Origin of the sequence: Micromonospora sp. BL4, assembly GCF_003667505.1 — a bacterium.
Lineage (GTDB): Bacteria > Actinomycetota > Actinomycetes > Mycobacteriales > Micromonosporaceae > Micromonospora.
This window is the reverse complement of record NZ_RCVJ01000123.1, coordinates 14,091-34,327: the sequence shown is the minus strand read 5'-3', so window position 1 is coordinate 34,327 and position 20,237 is coordinate 14,091. Positions and strand designations below refer to the sequence as shown.

The 20,237-nt window shown below is 73.8% G+C and carries 21 protein-coding genes and 1 tRNA gene; 4 read left to right on the top strand and 18 right to left on the bottom strand.

Annotated elements, in window-relative coordinates:
• Positions 1-5: 5 nt before the first annotated feature.
• The 7 genes from EAD89_RS14165 to EAD89_RS14135 form a co-directional block, all read right to left on the bottom strand.
• The gene (locus EAD89_RS14165) at positions 6-989 is read right to left on the bottom strand and encodes a DUF881 domain-containing protein (protein ID WP_121676016.1); all 984 of its coding nucleotides are present in this window, start codon (positions 987-989) and stop codon (positions 6-8) included.
• Positions 990-1,000: 11 nt separating this feature from the next.
• Positions 1,001-1,333 carry a small basic family protein gene (locus EAD89_RS14160; protein ID WP_089000302.1) on the bottom strand — a complete coding sequence of 111 codons (333 nt, stop codon included), beginning with the start codon at positions 1,331-1,333 and terminating at the stop codon, positions 1,001-1,003.
• Complete coding sequence (locus EAD89_RS14155; RefSeq protein WP_121652805.1) at positions 1,330-2,271, bottom strand: DUF881 domain-containing protein; 942 nt, start codon at positions 2,269-2,271, stop codon at positions 1,330-1,332. Before EAD89_RS14155 ends, EAD89_RS14160 begins: the two co-directional genes overlap by 4 nt.
• Positions 2,268-2,900, bottom strand: coding sequence for a CDP-alcohol phosphatidyltransferase family protein (locus EAD89_RS14150; protein ID WP_121652806.1), 633 nt, complete (start codon positions 2,898-2,900; stop codon positions 2,268-2,270). Before EAD89_RS14150 ends, EAD89_RS14155 begins: the two co-directional genes overlap by 4 nt.
• Positions 2,901-3,192: 292 nt before the next feature.
• Positions 3,193-3,660, bottom strand: a complete 468-nt coding sequence (locus tag EAD89_RS14145) for a MarR family winged helix-turn-helix transcriptional regulator (protein ID WP_121652807.1) — start codon at positions 3,658-3,660, stop codon at positions 3,193-3,195.
• Positions 3,661-3,716: 56 nt separating this feature from the next.
• The gene (locus tag EAD89_RS14140) at positions 3,717-4,895 is read right to left on the bottom strand and encodes a PP2C family protein-serine/threonine phosphatase (protein ID WP_121652808.1); all 1,179 of its coding nucleotides are present in this window, start codon (positions 4,893-4,895) and stop codon (positions 3,717-3,719) included.
• 81 nt (positions 4,896-4,976) lie between these two features.
• Positions 4,977-5,723: an SAM-dependent methyltransferase gene (locus tag EAD89_RS14135; RefSeq protein ID WP_121652809.1), complete on the bottom strand. Its 747-nt coding sequence runs from the start codon at positions 5,721-5,723 to the stop codon at positions 4,977-4,979.
• A gap of 116 nt (positions 5,724-5,839) precedes the next feature.
• On the opposite strand from EAD89_RS14135, the gene EAD89_RS14130 reads away from it, so the two are divergent.
• The 3 genes from EAD89_RS14130 (at position 5,840) to EAD89_RS14120 (ending at position 7,478) form a co-directional block, all read left to right on the top strand.
• A complete protein-coding gene (locus EAD89_RS14130) occupies positions 5,840-6,721 on the top strand; it encodes a universal stress protein (RefSeq protein ID WP_121676015.1) in 882 nt (293 codons plus the stop codon).
• Positions 6,722-6,792: 71 nt separating this feature from the next.
• On the top strand, positions 6,793-7,005 hold the full coding sequence (locus EAD89_RS14125; protein ID WP_007460364.1) for a hypothetical protein: 213 nt from the start codon (positions 6,793-6,795) through the stop codon (positions 7,003-7,005).
• On the top strand, positions 7,002-7,478 hold the full coding sequence (locus EAD89_RS14120; RefSeq protein ID WP_121652811.1) for a hypothetical protein: 477 nt from the start codon (positions 7,002-7,004) through the stop codon (positions 7,476-7,478). The genes EAD89_RS14125 and EAD89_RS14120 overlap by 4 nt, the downstream gene beginning before the upstream one ends.
• Here EAD89_RS14120 and EAD89_RS14115 read toward each other — a convergent pair.
• Positions 7,475-7,681, bottom strand: a complete 207-nt coding sequence (locus EAD89_RS14115) for a hypothetical protein (protein WP_121652812.1) — start codon at positions 7,679-7,681, stop codon at positions 7,475-7,477. The two genes, EAD89_RS14120 and EAD89_RS14115, sit on opposite strands and share 4 nt — an antisense overlap.
• Positions 7,682-7,814: 133 nt before the next feature.
• On the opposite strand from EAD89_RS14115, the gene EAD89_RS14110 reads away from it, so the two are divergent.
• Positions 7,815-8,462: a hypothetical protein gene (locus tag EAD89_RS14110; protein WP_121676014.1), complete on the top strand. Its 648-nt coding sequence runs from the start codon at positions 7,815-7,817 to the stop codon at positions 8,460-8,462.
• A gap of 7 nt (positions 8,463-8,469) precedes the next feature.
• Here the strand turns inward: EAD89_RS14110 and EAD89_RS14105 are convergent, their stop codons facing one another.
• From EAD89_RS14105 to fdh, 10 genes are all read right to left on the bottom strand, one after another.
• Positions 8,470-8,655, bottom strand: a complete 186-nt coding sequence (locus tag EAD89_RS14105) for a hypothetical protein (protein WP_089022156.1) — start codon at positions 8,653-8,655, stop codon at positions 8,470-8,472.
• A 128-nt stretch (positions 8,656-8,783) separates the two neighbouring features.
• A complete protein-coding gene (locus EAD89_RS14100; protein WP_121676013.1) occupies positions 8,784-10,061 on the bottom strand; it encodes a hemolysin family protein in 1,278 nt (425 codons plus the stop codon).
• Positions 10,062-10,144: 83 nt separating this feature from the next.
• On the bottom strand, positions 10,145-10,342 hold the full coding sequence (locus tag EAD89_RS14095; RefSeq protein ID WP_121652815.1) for a hypothetical protein: 198 nt from the start codon (positions 10,340-10,342) through the stop codon (positions 10,145-10,147).
• Positions 10,343-10,389: 47 nt separating this feature from the next.
• Positions 10,390-11,166: a hypothetical protein gene (locus EAD89_RS14090; protein WP_147458800.1), complete on the bottom strand. Its 777-nt coding sequence runs from the start codon at positions 11,164-11,166 to the stop codon at positions 10,390-10,392.
• A 51-nt stretch (positions 11,167-11,217) separates the two neighbouring features.
• Positions 11,218-12,972, bottom strand: coding sequence for a selenocysteine-specific translation elongation factor (gene selB, locus EAD89_RS14085; RefSeq protein ID WP_121676011.1), 1,755 nt, complete (start codon positions 12,970-12,972; stop codon positions 11,218-11,220).
• A 2-nt stretch (positions 12,973-12,974) separates the two neighbouring features.
• A complete protein-coding gene (gene selA, locus EAD89_RS14080) occupies positions 12,975-14,279 on the bottom strand; it encodes an L-seryl-tRNA(Sec) selenium transferase (RefSeq protein ID WP_121676010.1) in 1,305 nt (434 codons plus the stop codon).
• A 22-nt stretch (positions 14,280-14,301) separates the two neighbouring features.
• A tRNA-Sec gene (locus EAD89_RS30470) sits at positions 14,302-14,397 on the bottom strand.
• Between the two features lie 38 nt (positions 14,398-14,435).
• Positions 14,436-15,614 (bottom strand): NrfD/PsrC family molybdoenzyme membrane anchor subunit, encoded by a 1,179-nt coding sequence (nrfD, locus tag EAD89_RS14075; RefSeq protein WP_121676009.1) that lies wholly within the window; start codon positions 15,612-15,614, stop codon positions 14,436-14,438.
• Positions 15,611-16,480: a 4Fe-4S dicluster domain-containing protein gene (locus EAD89_RS14070; RefSeq protein ID WP_233578658.1), complete on the bottom strand. Its 870-nt coding sequence runs from the start codon at positions 16,478-16,480 to the stop codon at positions 15,611-15,613. Before EAD89_RS14070 ends, nrfD begins: the two co-directional genes overlap by 4 nt.
• A gap of 316 nt (positions 16,481-16,796) precedes the next feature.
• Positions 16,797-20,069 (bottom strand): formate dehydrogenase, encoded by a 3,273-nt coding sequence (fdh, locus tag EAD89_RS14065; protein WP_255421270.1) that lies wholly within the window; start codon positions 20,067-20,069, stop codon positions 16,797-16,799.
• Positions 20,070-20,237 lie beyond the last annotated feature (168 nt).

Sequence of the window (20,237 nt, the reverse complement as noted above, 5' to 3'; positions counted from 1 at the left end):
GCCGGTCAGGAGACCGGACGGGCGTGTTCCAGCTTGATCGGCGCGTGCAGCGCCGAAATCTCGACAACCCCACGCTCCTCAACAGTCACGTTACCGCCGTCACGCTGGACCGACGCGACCACCCCACCAGGAATGTTCAACGCCGTCCGCATCGTCGCCGGGTCACCGATCACCGTGATCGTGTACGGCGCCGCCAACCGACGCCCCTCCACCACCAACGACCCGTTCTCCCCGTCCAGGAAGAACGTCGACGCGATGATCCGCACCGTCGCCTGATCACTCCCGGAAATCTGCATCGCCTCCGCGCCGGCGCCCCGCAGTTCCTGCACCGCGTCCAGCACCTTGTCCGCGGAGATCGGCTCACCACCGCCAGCGTCGAACCGCACGGTCAACCCCGGCCCCCTCGCCGGCAACGTGCCCGCCAGGATGCCCAACTGATCCGCCCGCCGCGTCGCCTCGTCCAGCGCGGCCTGCCGCCCCTGCTCACCCGAGCGCAACTGCCGCTGGCTGTCCTCCAACGCCCGGATGTCCTGCTGCAACCGGTTCTCCCGGGCATCCAGGTCCGACAGGATCCGCACCAGGTCCTCCTGCCGCGTCGCCCCCAGCGTCGGATCCGTCGACGTGGTCTTGAGCTGCACCACCAGCGTGAAGCCCAGCAACGCCAACAGCGCCACGATCATCACCCCGGCCGTGCTCCACCGGAACCGACCCAACGCCAGCGACCTCGCCGGCTCCTCAGCCGGCCCCGCCGACCCGTCCGACCGCGACACACCGCTCAGGTCCACCGTCGCGCCCTCGTCGACCGGCGCCGTCCCCGACTCCTCGGCCGGCTGCTCCGGCTCCGCCGGCCCCTGCGGCGCCAACGGGCTCAACTCATCCGGATCCGGCGCGTCGGGCCGCGGATCCGGCTCACCCGCCGGCCCACCCGGCCGCACCGGACCCGCCGGCTGCGGCCACCCCGTACCCGTCTCGGTCTGCTCGTCGCTCATCGCACTCAAACCTACGCCCGGAACAGGTGCCGACGGATCGCCGCCACGTTGCCGAAAATGCGCACCCCGAGCACGACCACCACACCGGTGGACAACTGACCGCCCACCCCCAACTGGTCACCGAGATACACGATCAGACCAGCGACCAGCACATTCGAGATGAACGACACCACGAACTGCTTGTCGTCGAAGATCCGATCCAGCTTCGCCCGCACCCCACCGAACACCGCGTCCAACGCGGCCACCACCGCGATCGGCAGATAAGGCTGCAACGCCGTCGGCACGGTCGGATCAAGCCACACACCGAGCACCACACCGGCGAGCAACGCCAGCACCGCGATCATCGGCCACCTCCGGAGGGGCTAGAGGTCGGCCCCGAGCCGGACGGCCCGGGACTGCCGGAACGGACACCCGACGCGGAAGGGCTCGGACTGACCGACGGCTTGGCGTAGCGTAGCTGCGGCTCCGGAGCGGCCGGCAGGGTGAGGTCCTCCGCCTCCCGCACCCCGAACGACATGCCCGTCTTCTGCGAAACCTCCCGCATCAGCGCCGCGCTCCGGCTGGCCTCGAACCGCCGCTCCAACGAGCCCGGACCGATCGCCGACACCTCGTACGGACCGGTCACCGGCCGGAAGTCCACCAGGATCGTCTCACCCGCCAACCGGATCGTCGACGTCGAGGTCAACCGCTGCCCATTGATGGCGATCGCCTCCGCGCCCGCGCTCCACAACGCGTTCGCCACGCCCTGCAGATCGGTGTAGAGCACCCGCGGCGGCCCCGCGCCCGCGCCGGTCACCGCGTCCTGGTTACCCGGCGCGTCGGCCAGCCGCACCACCACGCCGTCCCCGCGCACCCGACCCAGCCCGGTGCTCGCCTCCAGGTTGCGCAACCGCGCCGCGGCCGAACCGCTCAACGCCGCGTCCCGCTGCCGACCGACCTCCTCGCGCAGCTCGTCGGCGCGCACCGACAGACGGTCGGTCTCGCTCACCCGATCCTTGATCTGCGCCACCAGCCCGGAGCGTGCCTTGCTGCGCCCCGGCTCGTCCGCCATCGTCTGCCGGTACGCGACCGCGAAGAGGAAACCCAGCACCACCACCACGACCAGGCTGACCGAACGCGTCGACCAGGCGCGCCACCCCTGCGGCGCCTCGGCCGGTCGCGACCGCCTGGCGGCCGCCGCGTCGGCGTAGCCCGGGTCGAGCGGGTTGCGGAACAGCTCGGTGAGGAAGTCCGGGGCGTACACCCGCTCCCGGCGGGGCCCCTCGGGCCGCGGGGCGCTCATGCCGCCGCTCCCGGGCCTCGTGCCGCGCGCACCAGCCGGGCCGCCTGCACCACGTACATTCCGCCGGCCACCCAGTAGAGCACCAGCCCCCACCAGGCCAGCCCCCAGCCGATCGCGGCGGCCGCCGTCGCCACCCCGGTCGAGGCGGTGGCCAGCAGCAGCACCGGGAACGCGGCGAGCAGCAGGAACGTGGCGGTCTTGCCCACGTAGTGCACCGGCGGCGGCCCGTACCCGTAGCGGCGCAGCACCGCCAGCGAACCGAGCAGGAGCAGCTCCCGGGCCAGCAGCGCCGCGGTGAACTGCCACGGCACCACCTCCCGGGCGGTGAAGGCGAGCAGCGTGGCCAGGATGTAGAGCCGGTCGGCGAGCGGGTCGAGCAACTCCCCCAGCCTGCTGACCTGGCGCAGCCGGCGGGCGATCCAGCCGTCCACCCAGTCGGTGGTGCCACCGATGGCCAGCACGACGACCGCCGCCACGTCGGCGCGGGCGACCAGGAACAGGTAGAGAAAGAGCGGCACGCCCAGCAGCCGCCCGAAGCTGATCAGGTTGGGCAGGGTGAGCACCTGGTCACCGGGAGCCTGGTCACCGGTGTCTCGCGGATGCTCTGCCCGAGCCGGCCGACGCGACACCGAACCTCCTCCGCGGCACGCCCCGACGCCCGGCCGACGTCGGGCGCGGCGGAGGTCGTACGCGCTGTCGGGCCGGCCACCGCCGGCTCCCCTACGGCCCCGGACGGGACCTCTTCCCTGACGCGGCCCGCGATCGATGATCGCGGGCCGGGCGAGTGCGCTGCCACTATATCGGGCTTCCGCCCGCGCCCCGGGTGCCGCCGTGCGCCATTCGGTGCGGCTCTGCCGCACTGTGGCGTGGATCACCACGCGTAAGGCATCCTAGGATACTAGTGGAGGGTGCCGTACGGAGTCAGGCCGTGCGCACGGCGGAGTCGGTCTGCTGCTGCTCCGGCGCCGCCTGGGTCGCCGCCCGACCGAACGCGAGCAACGCCACCAGGAGATCGTGCTGCATTCGTGGAGGCATCCGGTCCAACACCACCTGCACCGCGCGCTGCCGCCGCTCGGCCAACTCCCGCAGCAGGGTCTGCGCGGCGGCAGTCGGCACCAACCGCACCTCGCGCCGGTCCCGCGGATCGGCCACCCGGCGGAGCAGCCCGGTCGCCTCCAGCCGGTCGCAGAGGCGACTGGCGGAGGAGGGCACCACGTCCAGCAACTCCGCCAACCGGTTGACGTTCGTCTCGGCCCGGCTGCTGATCAGCGCCAGGACCCGCAACTGGGTCGGCGGCACCTGGTGTCGCGCCGCCGCCGACTCGAGCACGGCGATCAACGTCTCGGCTGCCGTGTCGATCGCCGAGGCGAGATCCGCAGGTCGCTCCACCTGATGTCCCCTGCCGTCGTCACGCTGGTGCCCGCCCGACGGAGCGGCGGCGATTCTCACCCGCCGTCCCGATCGCGCGGACCGTGCCAGTCCAGGCAGACCACGACGGCATCGTCGCGCAGATCGGAGTCCGCGTGGTAGGCGTGCAGTTCGCGCATCACCGTACCAACCGCCTCCGTGGCCGGCTGCAACCGTGTGGCGCGCAGGGAACGTGCCATCATCCGCTGCCCGTACGGCTCCTGGCCCGCCGGCTCGGCGGCCCACACGCCGTCGCTGACCACGAAGACGCGGTCACCGGGCGCGAGCTGGAACTCCTGCAGCTCGTAGCGGGTCTCGGCGAACATGCCCAGCGGTAGCTGCTGCTCCAGCTTCAGCGGCTCGACCGTCGCGCCCCGCAGCCGGAACATCTGCGGTGAACCGGCGTCGACCGCGCGTATCCGCCCGGTGCCGGTGTCCACCTCCAGCAGCAGGGTGGCCACGTGCCGGTCACCCCGGTGCTGGTAGAAGACCGTGTCCGAGGCCAGTTCCGCCTGCTCCACCAGGCCACCGCCGGAGCGGCGCGCGTTGCGCATCGCGTTGACGGTGACCGCCGTCAGCAGCGACGCGGCCAGGCCACTGCCCTCACCGTTGAGCACCGTCACGGTGAGCCGGTCGCTGTCCAGCGACCAGTCGAAGTGGTCCCCACCGACGGTGTACGCCGGTTCGAGCTGGCCGGCCAGATGGAACGCGCGGTGGGCGACGCTGCGCCCGGGCAGCAGGTCCCACTGCATCTCGGCGGCCATGCTCAGCCGCTCACGGCGTCGGGCCCGGCGGTACCGGTCGGTCTCCCGGTCCGCGGCCCGCATCGTCACCGCCAGGGCGCCGGCGATGTCCGTGGCGACACCGGTGACGGCCGGGCCCGGTACGGCCGGCAGTTCGATCATCAGCACACCCAGCCGCTCCCCCCACACCGTCAGCGGCAGGTAGAGCCGGCACGCGCCCTGCTCGGCGGCGTCGCGTACCGGTTGCTGACTGCTGAAACAGCGTTGCGCCATGGTGTGGCAGGCCAGGAACCCGGCCGCCGGCAGGTCCGGGTCCAGCACCGGCCAGAGCCCGCTGATCCGGTAGTCGGCGACGAACACGTCGGTGCGCACCGCCCCGAGCGTCGAGCGGATCGCCCGGTCCGCGGCCTCGGCCAACTGGTCGGGCGGGGCCTCGCGCAGGGCACGCGACACCACGTCCGGGGCGTCCACCATGGTCGTCCTCTCCAGAAGCTTGCTACAGGGCAAGCATCATACGGACCCCTGCGGGCGACCCGTCGGCGCGGTCATCGGGGATCAGTCGGCGCCTCGGGTCGCCAGCGCGCCGTGGAACGCGTCGGGCACCGCCGCCGGCGTGCCGTCCGGCCGCCACCGGTGCACCGGGACGATGCCGTCCGCCGTCGGCGCCCACCGGCCCAGCAGTGGCGCGAACGCGTCCGGCGTACGCATGCGAAAGGCCGGCCCCATCATCGCCAGCGCTTCCGGATGACCGGCCAGCTCCTCGGTGTCGAAGTCCACGGCGAGCATGCTGCCCGGCGCCGCGGCGGCGTACAGCTCGTCGAGGGTGCGCGCGAGGGTGTCGTCGTCGAGGAACGCGGCCAGCCCGAGGAAGATCACCCCGACGGGCCGGCGGCCCCAGCCCGGGACGAAGCGGTGCAGCTGCGCCGGGTCGACGGTGCCGACGTCGGTGGCGTCGCCGTAGCCGTAGCCGGCCCGGTCGCTGCCGGCGAGGATGCGCTGCCCCAGCCGGATGGTGACCGGATCCACGTCGGTGTAGAGCACGGTGGCCTCGGCGGCGACCTCGTGCACGTTGCCCATCGTGGGCACCCCCGCGCCGAAGACCAGGAACCCGTCGACGCCCTGCCCGGCGATGGCCCGCACCGCCCGACCGAGAAAGGCCCGCAGCTCCCGGAACACCGGCGCGCACGGCCCGTACGCCTGCTCGAACGCGGTCGCGGCGGCCACGTCGACCGGGAAGTGGTGATCCCCGCCGAGCCAGAAGTCGATCATGCGAGCCGTGCTCGGCTGGTCCGGTTCACCCATCGACGACACTCCCTCCCGGCTGGTCGTCGCCAGCGTACCGACCCGGACGCTCTGGGCGGTATCGCTCCGCCGGGCCGCCCCCGGCCGCGATACTGGCCCCGGCGGGAGGTGGCCCGGTGAACTCGGCGCACAGCGCGGCGGTGGTGGTCGGCGTGGACGGCTCGGAGCCGTCCACGCGCGCGGTCCGCCTCGCCGCCACCGAAGCCGCCCGCCGACACCGGCCGCTGCGCGTCGTGCACGGGTTCATCTGGCCACTGCTGCACGTGCCGGTCTCCCCCGCCCCGGACGCCCCGCCCGGCGGTGGACTGCGCCATCAGGCCGAGGAGCTGGTCGCCGCCGCGGTGGCCGAGGCCCAGGCCACCGCACCCGGCCTGTCGGTCTCCGGCGAGATCATCGACGGCGAGGCCGCCGCGGTGCTGGTGGGCGAATCCCCCACCGCCGCGCTCATCGTGCTCGGCGACCGGGGGCTGGGCGGCTTCGCCTCGCTGGTGGTCGGCTCGGTGGCGGTGCAGGTCTCCGCGTACGCCGACTGCCCGGTGCTGGTGGCCCGCGGCGCGGAACGTCCCGACGAGCCGGTGCTGGTCGGCATGGACGGTTCGGCGGCGTCGCGGCTCGCCGCGGAGTTCGCCGCCGAGACCGCCGTGGCGCGCGGCGTGCCGCTGCTTGCGGTGCACGCCTACCGGCACCCACCCAGCAGCGGCCCCGGCGACATGCAACCCCTGGTGTACGACGAGGCGCGGCTGCACGGCGAAGAGGATCAGGTCCTCGCCGAGTGGCTGGCCGGGCTGACCGAGCGCTGCCCCGGCCTGCGCCTGACCGGGCGGGCTGTGCACGGGCGGCCCGGCGCCGTGCTCGCCGAGGCGTCCGGCGCCGCCCAGCTGGTGGTCGTCGGCGGGCAGGGGCGCGGCGAGGTGACCGGGTTGCTGCTGGGGTCGGTGAGTCAGTCGGTGCTGCACCACGCGCGGTGCCCCGTCGCGGTGGTCCGCGGCCCCCGCTGAGACCCGGGGTTGGCCCGCTGCCAGACGGGTAGACGGCCGCGGTACGCCAACGGCGACGAAGGAGGCAGCAGATGCCAGGACCACGGCCGGGCAGTAACGCCTACGACAAGCAGCGGGCGCGGATGCGCAACGCGATCGACGATTCCGGACGGCGGGTACCCGACGGCAAGGCCAACCAGGTCGCCAACCGGATCCTGCAGGAGGATCGCGGTCAACGGGGCGTGGTGCGCGGCGAGCGCACGTACGGCCCCAAGAGTGAGCGCGAACCAGGCGACCCGAAGTGAGAAGGGCCGACCTGGCCGACGGCGCCATCGCGGGCGCCGTCGGCAGCACCGCGCTCAACGTGGTCACCTACCTGGACATGGCTCTGCGGGCCCGCCCGTCGAGCAGCACCCCGGAGCAGACCGTCGACCGGCTGGCCGGGATCGCCCACGTGGACCTGGGATCCGGGGCCCCGGCGGAGAACCGCCGCTCGGGCCTCGGCGCCCTGGTCGGCTACGGCTTGGGCGTCGCCGCCGGCGTCGCGTTCGCGCTGTACGCGCGTGGCCGGCGCCAGCCGCTGCCGATGGCCACGGGCGTGCTCGGCGCCGGCGTGATGACGATGACCGACGGGTCCATCACCGCGCTGGGCATCAGCGACCCGCGCACCTGGCGGCGCAGCGACTGGATCTCCGACATCGTGCCCCACCTGGCGTACGGGCTGACGGCCGCCGCCACCTGGAACAGGTTGCGGCGGCCGTCACGTGGCGGTCGTTAGATCCGGTTGTCGCTGTCGTCCTCGGCGACCGGCTCACCGGTCGGGCCGTACGGCGACACCTGGCCCTTGGGCACCGGCCGACCCTCGTCTCCGCGGGACGAGCCGCGGTTGAGCGGGTGCCCCGTCGGCTTGGGCCCCTTGCTGTCCTGACTGGTGGCTCCCTTGGCGTTGCGCCGGAACTCCTCCTGCTGCGGGTTGACCACGGGTGTCTCCCTCCGGGTACGGCAGGCGGCATCGACCGCCTCCACCGCAGGCATACCCGCCCGACCCGGCGGCATTCCGGACCCGACCACCGGCGCAAGGGCTAGGCGACGGCGGGGCGGGTACCCACCGGACGTGGGCAACGACCGAATCGTGGCGCAGGTCCTGCTGGAACGCAGCAGCCGCACGTACGCGGAGGACGCCGGCATCCGGCTCTCCGACCGACCCGGGCCGCTGTACCAGCTGCTGGTGCTGACCACCCTGCTGAGCACCCGGATCCGGGCCTGCGTTGCGGTCGATGCCGCACGCGAGCTGTTCGCGGCCGGCTACCGCACACCGCAGGCGATGGAGGCGGCCACCTGGCAGCAGCGGGTGGACGCGCTGGGCCGGGGCCACTACCGGCGCTACGACGAGCGGACGGCCACCATGCTCGGCACCGGCGCCCGACTGTGCCTCGACCGGTGGCACGGCGACCTGCGGCGCCTGCACGCGGAGGCCCGGGGCGACCCGGCCGGACTGCGCCGCCGGCTCACCGAGTTCCCCGGCATCGGACCCACCGGCGCGGACATCTACCTGCGCGAGGCGCAGACGGTCTGGTCCGACCTGCGCCCGTACGCCGACCGCCGGACGTTGGCCGGTGCGAAGCGGCTGGGCCTGCCGGGCTCACCGGACGGGCTGGCCGGGCTGGTCGACGAGCCGGACTTCGGGCGGCTCGCGTCGGCGCTGGTACGGGTGGCGCTCGGCGAGGAGTCCGCCGGTGAGGTCACCCGCGCCGCCCGCTGAGAACCGCTCACTTCACCGTCTTGTCGCCCGGTCGGGTCAGGTGCCACACCAGCAGCGCGGCGAGCAACGCCAGCACCACCAGCCCGCCGGAGATGCCCCGGCCCTCCTCGGGGCTGCGGCCGGCGGTGCCGAAGTAGATCACCGCGAGGCCGGCCAGCACCGTGACGAACGTACGAAACCCTCGGTCCTTCACATCTCGCACCGTATGCGCGGCCCGTCCGCTCCGCGGCCGGTTCGCCGGAGTGTCCCCCGTACGGGTGGCTTGCAGCACCTCGGGTATGGCGTCGACAGGCGACCTCGACCCCGGCCGATCGAGGGTCGTCAGCGCTCGTTGGTGAAGCCGCGCAGCCGCACCCGGCGGACCGCGCGGTCGGCGACCTCCACCACCTCCAGGGTGAGCCCGGGCAACCGGACGGTCTCCCCCGGCTCATCGGGCAGATGCCGCAGCCGGGCCAGCACCAACCCGGCCACCGTCGTGTACTCCCGCGACAGCGGGAAGCTCAACCGCACCCCCAGGTCGGGCAGGTCGTGCAGCGGGAAGTCACCGGGCACCAGCAGCGACCCGTCCGGCTCCCGGACGACCTCGCGTACGTCCCGGTCGGTCTCGTCGTACAACTCGCCGACCACCTCCGCCAGCAGGTCCTCCAGGGTGACGATGCCGTCGATGCCGCCGTGCTCGTCGACCACCAGGGCGAGCTGCTGGTGCTCCAGACGAAGCCGGCGCAGCGCGTCGGCGACCGGCAGCGTGACCGGCAGCAGCAGCGGCGGGCGGGCCCGCTCCCCCACCGTGCCGTCGCCGGCGCGCACCAGGTCACGGATGTGCACCACGCCGATCACCTCGTCCAGGCTGCCGGAGCCGGTGACCGGCGCGCGGGACCGTCCGGCGGCGGCGAGGCGCCGGACACCCTCGCCGGCGGCCAGGCCGGCCGGCAGCGTGGTCACGTCCCGCCGGGGCACCAGGATCTCCCGCAGCGTCCGCCCGGCGATGTCGAACGCGCCGGTCAGGATCTCCCGCTGCTGGGCCGACAGGCCGCGCTGACTGACCAGCATCTCCCGCAACTCCTCCTCGGTGGTCTCCTCCCGGCTGGCCTTCGGATTGCCGCCGGCCAACCGGACCACCGCGTCGGTGGCCCGGCTCAGCAGCCACACCGCCGGCCGGGACAGTCGGGCGAGCAGGTCCAGCGGGCCGGCGCTGAGCAGCGCCCAGCGTTCCGCGCGCTGCATGGCCAACCGCTTCGGGGCCAGCTCGCCGATCACCAGGGTGACGAAGGTCAACGCCACCGTCACCAGCACCACCGAGGCGGGCCGGGCCGCCGCGCCGAGGAAGCCGAGCGGGGCGACCAGCGGCTCGGCCAGCGACACCGCGGCCGCCGCCGAAGCGAGGAACCCGGCCAGGGTGATGCCGAGCTGAATGGTGGCCAGGTAGCGGTTCGGGTCGCGGGAGAGCCGCACCAGCCGGTCGCCGGCACGGCTCCGCCGGCCCAACCGCCGCAGCTGCCCCTCGCGCAGCGTCACCAACGCCATCTCGCTGCCGGAGAGCGCGGCGTTGATCAGGACCAGTACGGCCACCAGCACCAACTGTCCGAGCTGAACGCCCATCGCGTACCCCCGTCCGCCGCCTCACGCCACTCAACCGCAGCAGAGCCGGCCGTGGGCGCGGTTTCCTGCCCGCCGGTCCCCGCTCAGTCGACCTCCAGGTCGTCCAGGGAGATCGCGTGGGTCATCAGCCACCGTGCCAGCGCCGACATGCCGAACAGCCAGAGCGGGGCGGACTCGGTGGGGCCGTTGGTGGCGTAGATGGCGAACCGCAGGTCCGGGGCGCGGTACGCCTCGATCCGCCACCGGTGCTGCCGGTCCCGCCAGACCGCCGAAGGGTCCATGGCGTCACCGTAAGTGACGGTCGGTGATCTGGTGGCCGGATACCGGGTCAGCCGGGCACGATGGCTGCGCCGAGCAGGCCCCGCGCCCCCGCGACGAGGAGGGCGAGCCCGATGCCGCCGAGCACCAGCCAACCGAATCCACGCCACCCCGAGCCACGGCCGGGAACGGGCGCCGACGGCGGTCGCCAGAGCTCCCGGTACGACCAGGCCAGCACGCCCACGCCGAACGGCAGCAGCCCGACCCAGAACCAGAACCATCGGGTACCGGCCATCGGGGGCGCGCCGGTGACCAGCCGCGCCAGCCAGAGCAGGACCAGCACGGCGGCGAGCAACGCGGCGGTGTCCGCGATTCGGTGCGCGAGAGCCCCGTCGGCCTGCCACGGACCGGCGACGTCGGCGAGCCGTGCGTCCCGGCTCCCGGGCCGGTAGTCACCCGGCGTGCTCGTCGAGGCGGCCCCGGACGGGCTCGGCGTCGCCGCGGGTTCCGGGTCGGGCGGTGCGACGAAGGCGTATCGGATCTGGCCGGTGGGCACGCTCCAGGCGATCAGTCCACCCTGCGTGTCGTACTGCGGTCGTGGCCGGCTGCCCCAGTACGCGTCGTCGTCGACCCAGCCGTACGCCCGCTGGAACGTCACCACGCGGCCAGCCGCCAGGTCCCTGTCGAGCTGGTCCACCGTCGACTCGCGGGGCTCCACCCACCACGCCAGGCCGGCCCAGAGCACCCACAGCACCGGCAGCCCCCACCGCAGCATGACCGGAGCAATGCGGCGCCACCGGCCACCGAACGGCGGCGACGGGGACGGGAACGGGGAAGGCTGGGCCATCCCCACACCCTGACAGCCCGCCGCAATCCGATCGTGGGCCGAACGAGCCGCTCAGGTGACGACGATCCGGGCGTCGTCGGGCAGCCGGCGGGTCGCGCCCCGACGGTCGAGCAGCTCCAGCAGCGGCACCGCCACCCGGCGGGTGGTGTCCAGCGCCTGCCGCGCCGCGGAGAGGGTGAACGGCTGGGGCAGGCCGGCCAGCACCCGCACCGCCTCGTCGAGCGCGTCGGGCAGCAGCACGACGCTGTCGGCCAGCCGCAGCAGCGCACCGGCGCGCACGGCGGCCCCGATCTCCCGGGGACCCAGGCCCAGGTCCACGAGACGGTCGGCTTCCGGGGCGCGGAACGGTCGGTCGGCGTACTCGACGCGGACGCGCTGCACGGCCCGGGCCACCTGCTCGGGCAGCGCGCCGGCGCTCGCGGCACCGACCCGGCCCGCGTGGATCCTCAGCGGCGGCCGGACCAGCGCCTCCACCAGCACCCGGTCGGGCAGGGCCAGGCGCTGACGCAGGGCGTCCACCGGCATCCCCGGCTCCAGCGGGTGCTCCCGGGTGTACCGGGCGACCTCCTCGATCAGCTGCTCGCCGAGCCGTGCCCAGTGCTCGGGATCGGCCAGCCAGTCACCCGCCACGGGCGCGGCGTGCGCCGGCACACCCATCCGGATCAGCGTGCCGGCCCGGACGAGCCGGCGGCGGCGCAGCTCCCCGGCCAGATCTGGTCGCCCGTCCAGGTCGGCGAGGACCTTCGCGCGGGAGACGGCGGCGCCCCGGCGGGCCAGCGGCGGCGGGGCCACGTCCAGCACCCGCACCCCGCCGGCCACGTGATACCGACCCGGGTCGCGCAGCAGCGCCCGGTCGCCGACCAGCAGGGGCAGCGGACGGGCCAGCCGGAGCCGGACGGTGTCCGGACCGAGCGGGCGGACCCGTACCGGCACCGCCGCCGACCCCACGTGCAGGGTGAGGGTGGCCGGCAGGTCGGCCGCCGGATCGCCGGTGAGCCGGACGTCGACGAGGTCGGTGCGGTGAAACCGGCCCGGAGTGAGCAGCGCGTCGCCCCGGCCGAGCCGGTCGCGGGGCGTGCCGCGCAGGTTGACCGCCACCCGGGCCACCGCCGTCGCCTCGGACCGGGCCTGGCCGAGTGAGTGCAGGCCGCGTACCCGGACCGGTTCGTCGCTGCCGGCCAGCTCCAACTCGTCGCCGACCCGCAACCGACCTGCGCCGAGGGTGCCGGTGACCACGGTGCCGCTGCCCCGCACGGTGAAGCTGCGGTCGACCCAGAGCCGGACCGGATCGTCCACGCTGGGGGCCGGCAGCCCGGCGGCGAGCCGGTCCAGGGCGGCGCGCAGCTCCGGCAGGCCGGCGCCGGTCAGCCCGCTGACCGCCACCGCCTCCACCGCGCCGAGACTCGTCGCCGCGATCTCGGCCCGGGCCCGGGCCGTCGCCGGCTCCGGATCGGCCAGGTCCGCGCGGGTCACCGCCAGCAGGCCGTACGCGACGCCGAGCGCGTCCAGCGCCGCCAGGTGCTCGGCGGACTGGGGCATCCACCCCTCGTCGGCGGCGACCACGATCAGCGCCGCCGGCACCGGGCCGACCCCGGCGAGCATGTTCGGCACGAACCGCTCGTGCCCGGGCACGTCGACGAACGCGGCCGTGCCGCCGGACGGCAGGGTCGTCCAGGCGAAGCCCAGGTCGATGGTCATTCCCCGGCGGCGTTCCTCGGCCCACCGGTCCGGCTCCATTCCGGTCAACGCCCGGACCAGGGTCGACTTGCCGTGGTCGACGTGCCCGGCGGTGGCGACGACGAACACGGTCAGTCGTCCCCGGGTACGCGCAACACGGCCGCCCGGACCGCCTCGTCGGCGTCGGCGGGTACGCAGCGCAGGTCGAGCAGGAGCCGGCCGCGCACCACCCGGCCGAGCACCGGCTGATCGCCGGTGCGCAGCGGCGCCGCGTACCGCTCGGGCAGGCTCAGCGCCCAGGAGTCCAACTCCACGCCGGGGGCGCCTCCGCCGCCGACCACGGCGACCGCCGGCACCACCTCCGCCTTGCGGCCGTCCACGCCGAGCCGGTCGCGCAGCCGCTCCACCCGCTCGCGCAGGGCGCCCGGGTCGGCGTGCAGCGCCGCTCGGGTCGGCGTGTCCGGGCGGTGCAGGGTGGCGGCCAGCGCGGCCAGGGTGAGTTTGTCCACGCGCAGCGCCCGGGCCAGCGGATGGCGGCGCAGCCGGTCGACCAGCTCGGCGTCACCGAGCAGCAGCCCCGCCTGCGGGCCGCCGAGCAGCTTGTCGCCGCTGGCGGTGACCAGGGTGGCGCCGGCCCGCAGGGCGCCGGCCGCGTCCGGCTCGTCGGGCAGCAGCGGATCCGGGGCGAGCAGCCCGGAGCCGATGTCGGCGACCACCGGCACGCCCAGGGTGGCCAGCTGTCGTACCGGGGTGGCCGACGTGAAGCCGGTGATCTGGAAGTTCGACGGGTGCACCTTGAGCACGAAGCCGGTCTGCGGGCCGAGCGCGGCGGCGTAGTCGGCGAGCGTGGTGCGGTTGGTGGTGCCCACCTCCCGCAGCCGGGCGCCGGTGCTCTCCAGCAGGTCCGGCAGGCGGAAACCGTCGCCGATCTCGACCAGCTCACCCCGGCTGACCACGATCTCCCGACCGGCGGCCAGCGCGGTGGCGGCCAGCACCAGGGCGGCGGCGCCGTTGTTGACCACGTGCACGGCGCCCGCGTCCGGTACGGCGGCGGCCAGCGCGTCGAGGGCGTCCCGGCCGCGGCGGGCCCGCCGCCCGGTGCTCAGGTCCAGCTCCACATCGGTGTGCCCGGCGGCGGCCACGACCGCGGCGACCGCGGTGGGTGACAGCGGCGCCCGGCCCAGGTTGGTGTGCAGCACGACGCCGGTGGCGTTGAGCACCGCGCGGGGGCCGGGTGCCGGCAACGCCGCGACGGCGGCGTCCCGGACCTCGTCGGGGCCGATCTCGCCGCCGCGGGCCCGCTCCTGCGCGCGGACGACGACCGCCTTGACCCGGTCCCGGCCGAGGGTCGCGGCGGCCGCGGCCAACCGGGGATCGGCGAGCAGCGCGTCGGTACGGGGCACCCGACGCCGCGGGTCCACCGGACCGTCGCCCATCACGTCATCTCCTACCGCCTGTTGGCGGAGACGGACGGGAATCGAACCCGCCTGGCCCGGGTCCCGGACCACTCCGGTTTTGAAGACCGGGAGGGGCACCAGCCGCCTGAACGCCTCCATCGGACATTCGATCACAGCACAGGCGGCGCCGCCCGGTCAGGTGGAAGATCCACCCTCGGTCCGGCGGGCTTCGACCCGTTCGCGCTGCGGCACCACCGTGTACCGAGGGTCGCGGGCGGAGGCCACCCCGCCGTAGAAGATGCCGAACCGGGTCGCGACCGAGGCGGCCAGCAGCGCGGCGCCGGAGAACGCGCCGACCACCCGGCTGCGCCGGCCGAGCAGCGCGCCGGCCACCCCCGCCGCGGTCAGCAGCCGACCGGCGCGCAGCAACCGACCGGGCCGGCCCCTCCGGTAGGGCTCGCTGAGCAGGCCGAGGCGGGTCTCCACCCGGTGCGCGCCGTACAGCTCCATCGCCGCGCCGACCACCGCCATCCGCCGGGCCGGCCCGGCCTCCGCCGGTGGCGCGGCGAGCAGACCCACGCCGGCGCCGCTGGCCAGCGCGCTGCCCGCGAAGATGACCGGCAGCTCCGGGTACGCCTCATGCCACGACGGCACGGCCGTGTCGGCGAGCAGCACCCCGGTGTAGGTGGCCAGCGCGGGCGCAGTACCGGCGGCGAGCAGCCCAGCGGCGTGCCCGACCGGCGGCAACGCCCGGCGGGCCAGTCCGAGCAGCCCGCGCCGGGGCAGCCAGTCGGCGGCCTCGGCGATCGCGGCCACCCCGGCCGCCGGCCCGTAGGCGGTGAGGATCCAGGTGCCCACCGACATCGGCGAGGTCGGCTTGGCGACCCGCAGCATGTGGTGGAACCGGGCCGGTCGGCCCAGGTCGTGAATCAGGAAGACGGCGCTGGCGCTGACCGCGGCCAGCGCGGTGACCCGGCCGGCCCGGCGCAACGCCGGTCGGTCGGTGAGCTGCCCGCCCGCGGCGAGCAGCGACGAGCCGGCGGCCAGCCCGCCGGTGAACAGGTACGCGGCGATGTCCCACTTCCAGACCGGCGCCTTCAGGACGGGCCGGCCGTAGTACGAGGTGAACTCGGCCTCCGGAACCCGCAGCTCCTCACCGCCACCACGACGACCGCCCCGCCGCGCGCGCCCGCCGGTCTGCTCGGCGTTCCGCTGCGGCCGCGGGCTCAGGCTAGCGTCGGTCGGGCTCGCGTCGGTCGGGCTCGCGTCGGTCGGGCTCACCTCGGTCAGGCTCGCCTCGGTCGGGCTCGCGGCGGCGAGCCGGTCGCGGAAGCGGCGGAACAGGGCGCCCACCTCGGGGCGGTGCGGACTCACGAGGAACCTCCGACGAACGCGGCGACGGTGGCCGCCGCCATGGCCAGGGCCGCGAGCCCGGCGCGTTTCCACATCTTCGGCAGGTCGCGGGTGGTCACGACCGGGTCCGGTGGCAGCCCGTACACCTCCGGCTCGTCCAGGAGCAGGAAGAACGCCCCGTCACCACCGACGCCGTCGTTCGGGTCGTGCCCGTACAACCGCGCCTCGGGCACCCCCCGCTCGTGCAGGGTCGCCACCCGCGCCGCCGCCCGCTCCCGCAACTCCTCCAACTCCCCGTACTGGATCGACTCCGTCGGGCACGCCTGCGCACACGCCGGGGTCATCCCCACACCCAACCGGTCGTAGCAGAGCGTGCACTTCCACGCCCGACCGTCGTCCTTACGCTGATCGATCACCCCGTACGGGCAGGCGGAGATGCAGTAACCACACCCGTTGCAGATGTCCTCCTGCACCACCACCGTGCCGAACTCCGTGCGGAACAACGAACCCGTCGGGCAGACGTCCAGACACGCCGCATGCGTGCAGTGCTTGCACACATCCGACATCATCAGCCACCGAAAATCCGTACGCCCCTCCGCACCGCTGCCCCGACCCGGCGGCTGCGCACCCGGCATCCCGAGGAACTGCGGCCCCGAGCCACCGTCACCCGGGTCGGCGGTGGCCGGGCCGATGTCCCGTGGGGCTGCGGCGACCGGGCCGTTGTCCCGTGCCACTGCGGCGATCGGGCCACCGCCCCCGCGCCCGGCGGCGATCGGGGCGCCGAGCACGTCGGCCGGCCCGCCCGTGGCCATCCGGGCGGCGGCCGACGGCGCGCCGGTCGGCAATCCAGGGTCGGTGCCGGTGCGCCCGCTGGTGCCGGCCGCCACGGCCGCCGACGCCGCGCTGACCGGACCGTCGGTCGGCGTCCCCGCGAACGGCGGCGTGCGGTGCCCGGCCGGGCGGGGCTGCTCGATGAAGGCGACGTGCCGCCACGAGTTCGCGGTCAGCGCGCCGGTGTTGTCGTACGACATGCCGAGCAGGTCCAGGCCGGAGCCGGGCACCCCGTTCCACTCCTTGCACGCGACCTCGCAGGCCTTGCAGCCGATGCAGACGCTGGTGTCGGTGAAGAACCCCATCCGCGGCGGCGCGGTCGACCAACCGGCGTCCGGCGCCGGGTCCAGCGGCCCGTACAGGCTGTTCGGGTCAGGAATCACCGCGCCCCTCCCCGTCGCTGTCGGTGGTGACCACCGGGGCGTTGCGGCCCGGGATGATCCCCGCTCGCCGCTGATACTCGGCCACCAGGTCGAGCAGCGCCGTCCCGGTGGGCCGGCGGCCGGGCCGGACGTCGCAGGTGCCGACCTTGCTCTCCTGGATCAGGACGTTGGGATCGAGGCTGATGCCGAACAGGTCGTTGGCCGAGTCGCCGGTCACCAGACCCTCGAACCCGAAGTGGTACGGCAGCCACACCTGGTGGATGATCCGACCGTCCACCCGCAGCGGCGTGAGCCGGTCCGTCACCAGCACCTTCGCCTCGATCACCGCACGGCCGCTGACCAGGTGCGCCCAGTCCAGGTGCGCCAGCCCACGTTCGGCCGCCAACTCCGGGGACACCTCGACGAACATCTCCGGTTGCAACTCTGCCAGCGGACGGACCGTCCGGCTCATCCCGCCGGCGGTGTGGTGCTCGGTGAGCCGGCTGACCGTGAACACGTACGGGAAGACCTGACTGTGCTCCTCGGGCGGGCTCGGGTTCACCGAGTTCACCGGGTGCGCGTACGTCTTGCGGGTCGGGTTGGCCTGCTGCCGGTACAGCGGGTTGCGCACCGGCGACTCAACCGGCTCGTAGTGGGTCGGCAGTGGCCCGTCCAGGACACCGCTCGGCGCGTACAGCCAGCCCTTACCGTCGCCCTGCATGATGAAGGGGTCGTCGCCGGCGATGCCCTCCGTGCCGGACGCGCCGTGCGGCGGCCGGTACGACGGCGGTTTGGTCTTCTCGAAGTCCGGCACGTCGTAGCCGGTCCACTCGCCCTTGTCCGGGTCCCACCAGACGTACCTCTTGCGCTCGCTCCACGGATTACCGTCCGGGTCCGCGGACGCGCGGTTGTACAGGATCCGCCGGTTCGCCGGCCAGGCCCAACCCCACTCGGCGGCCACCCAGTCCTGCTCGTGCCGGGATTTGCGCCGGGCCGCCTGGTTGACGCCGTCGGCGTACACGCCGGTGTAGATCCAGCAACCGATCGCGGTGGAGCCGTCCGCGCGGGCCTCGCCGAACGAGGACAGGGGGCGGCCGGTCGACACGTCGTACCCGTTGATCTCGCGCAGGACCGACTCGGCGCTCGGCTCCGCGTGCGGGCCGTGCGTCGGGTAGTCCCAGGTGAGGTCGAGCAGCGCCCGGTCGCGCGGCAGGCCCGAGCCGGCCAGCTTCTCGCGCAGCTTGCGGCCCAGGTGGTAGAAGAACCACAGCTCGGAACGGGCGTCGCCTGGCGGCTCGACGGCCTTCTCCCGCCACTGCAACAGCCGCTGCGTCTGGGTGAAACTGCCCTCCTTCTCCACGTGCGAGGCGGCGGGCAGGAAGAACACCTCCGTACGGCACTCCTCGGGCACGATCTCGCCGGTGGCCACCTCGGGGCCGTTCTGCCAGAACGTGGCGCTCTCGATCATGAACAGGTCGCGGACCACCAGCCAGTCGAGGTTGGCCATGCCGAGGCGCTGCGCGCGACCGTGCGCCGAGCCGACCGCCGGGTTCTGGCCCAGCAGGAAGTACCCCTTGATCTTCCCGTCGATCATGTTCAGCACCTGTTGGTAGGTGCCGTGATCGCCGGTCATCCGGGGAAGGTAGCCGTAGCAGTAGTCGTTCTCCGGCGTCGCCGCGTCCCCCCAGTACGCCTTCAGGAGACTGGCGGCGAACGAGCGGGCGTTGCCCCAGAAGCCCTTCTGCCCCGGGTGCCGGATGCTGTCCACCCACTCGTCGAACGTGGGGTGGTCGGCGTGGTGCGGCATCGGCAGGTAACCGGGCAGCAGGTTGAACAGGGTCGGGATGTCCGTCGAGCCCTGGATGCTGGCGTGCCCGCGCAGCGCCATCACGCCGCCGCCCGGGCGACCCATGTTGCCCAGGAGCAGCTGGATGATCGCGCCCGTGCGGATGTACTGCACGCCCACGCTGTGCTGCGTCCAGCCCACCGAGTAGATCAGCATTCCGGTGCGTTCCCGACCGGAGTTCCGCGTCCAGGCCTCGGCCAGCTCCAGGAACTTCTCCTGCGGAATGCCGCACACCCGCTCGACCATCTCGGGCGTGTAGCGGGCAAAGTGTCGCTTGAGGATCTGGTAGACGCAGCGCGGATGCTGCAACGTCTCGTCACGGCGGGTCTGCCCGCCCACCTCCGCGCCGTGCGACTCGTGCCGCAGACCAGCGGCGGTGTCCCGCTCCTTCGCGGTGTGCCCGCTGCCGGACGAGTCCTCGTGCCCCTCGTACTGCCAGCTGTCCTGCACGTAGCTGCCGGTCTCAGGGTCGAAGCCGGAGAAGAAGCCGTCGCCGTCCTCGGTGTCGGCGAACTGCTCGCTGACGATCGTCGCCGCGTTGGTGTACGACAGCACGTACTCACGGAAGTCCAACTCGTTGTCCAGGATGTAGCGCACCACCCCACCGAGCAACGCGATGTCGGTGCCCGCCCGGATCGGCAGGTAGCTGTCCGCCACCGCGCTGGTGCGGGTGAACCGCGGGTCGACGTGGAAGACCTTCGCGCCGCGGCGCTTGGCCTCCATCACCCACTGGAAGCCCACCGGGTGCGCCTCGGCCATGTTCGAACCCTGGATCACGATGACGTCAGCGTTGGCGATGTCCTGCTGGAAGTCGGTGGCGCCGCCACGACCGAAGCTGGCCCCCAGACCGGGGACGGTGGCGGAGTGTCAAATACGGGCCTGGTTCTCGATCTGGAGCGCCCCCATCGCGGTGAACAACTTCTTGATGAGGTAGTTCTCCTCGTTGTCCAGCGTCGCCCCACCCAGACTGGAGAAACCCAACGTCCGGTTGAGCGGCCGGCCCTGGCCGTCCACGTCCTCCCAGGTCTGCTCGCGGGCGGCGAGCATCCGGTCGGCGATCATGTCGAGCGCGGTGTCGAGCTCCAGATCCTCCCACTGCGTCGAGTACGGCCGACGGTAGCGGACCGTGGTCTGCCGCAACGGGCTGGTCACCAGGCTCTTGCTGGCCGCACCCTTCGGGCAGAGCCGACCCCGCGAGATCGGGCTGTCCGGGTCACCCTCGATCTGGCTGACCTGCCCGTCCTTGACGTACACCCGCTGACCGCAACCCACCGCGCAGTACGGGCACACCGAGCGGGCCATGCTGTCGGCGTCCTCGGTGCGGGCGGTCAACTCCGCCGAGCGCACGGACTGCGCCGCGGCGCCCCGGCCCAGCGGGTCCGTGCCGGTGAGTTGCCGGTAGACCGGCCAACCCTCGATGAAGGTCCGCAGACCCATCCCCGACACCCCCTCCCACGCGAGCGACCCCATGAACATAGGTCAACCGAGGCATGTTCGCGAACCGAGGAATCGGCAACCGGCACAGACAGCGCCGCCCCCGGCCGGTGGGCCGGGGGCGGCGTTGGTGTCGGTGTGCAGGTCGCCTCTCGGCGAGTGGCGCGACGC

What these genes read in the sequence shown, in the direction of transcription:
- EAD89_RS14090 (WP_147458800.1), bottom strand. Translation starts at nt 11,166, where the DNA reads ATGGCCCAGCCTTCCCCGTTCCCGTCCCCGTCGCCGCCGTTCGGTGGC.
- EAD89_RS14100 (WP_121676013.1), bottom strand. Translation starts at nt 10,061, where the DNA reads ATGGGCGTTCAGCTCGGACAGTTGGTGCTGGTGGCCGTACTGGTCCTG.
- EAD89_RS14095 (WP_121652815.1), bottom strand. Translation starts at nt 10,342, where the DNA reads ATGGACCCTTCGGCGGTCTGGCGGGACCGGCAGCACCGGTGGCGGATC.
- selA (WP_121676010.1), bottom strand. Translation starts at nt 14,279, where the DNA reads ATGGGCGACGGTCCGGTGGACCCGCGGCGTCGGGTGCCCCGTACCGAC.
- EAD89_RS14140 (WP_121652808.1), bottom strand. Translation starts at nt 4,895, where the DNA reads ATGGTGGACGCCCCGGACGTGGTGTCGCGTGCCCTGCGCGAGGCCCCG.
- EAD89_RS14125 (WP_007460364.1), top strand. Translation starts at nt 6,793, where the DNA reads ATGCCAGGACCACGGCCGGGCAGTAACGCCTACGACAAGCAGCGGGCG.
- EAD89_RS14160 (WP_089000302.1), bottom strand. Translation starts at nt 1,333, where the DNA reads ATGATCGCGGTGCTGGCGTTGCTCGCCGGTGTGGTGCTCGGTGTGTGG.
- EAD89_RS14135 (WP_121652809.1), bottom strand. Translation starts at nt 5,723, where the DNA reads ATGGGTGAACCGGACCAGCCGAGCACGGCTCGCATGATCGACTTCTGG.
- EAD89_RS14155 (WP_121652805.1), bottom strand. Translation starts at nt 2,271, where the DNA reads ATGAGCGCCCCGCGGCCCGAGGGGCCCCGCCGGGAGCGGGTGTACGCC.
- EAD89_RS14165 (WP_121676016.1), bottom strand. Translation starts at nt 989, where the DNA reads ATGAGCGACGAGCAGACCGAGACGGGTACGGGGTGGCCGCAGCCGGCG.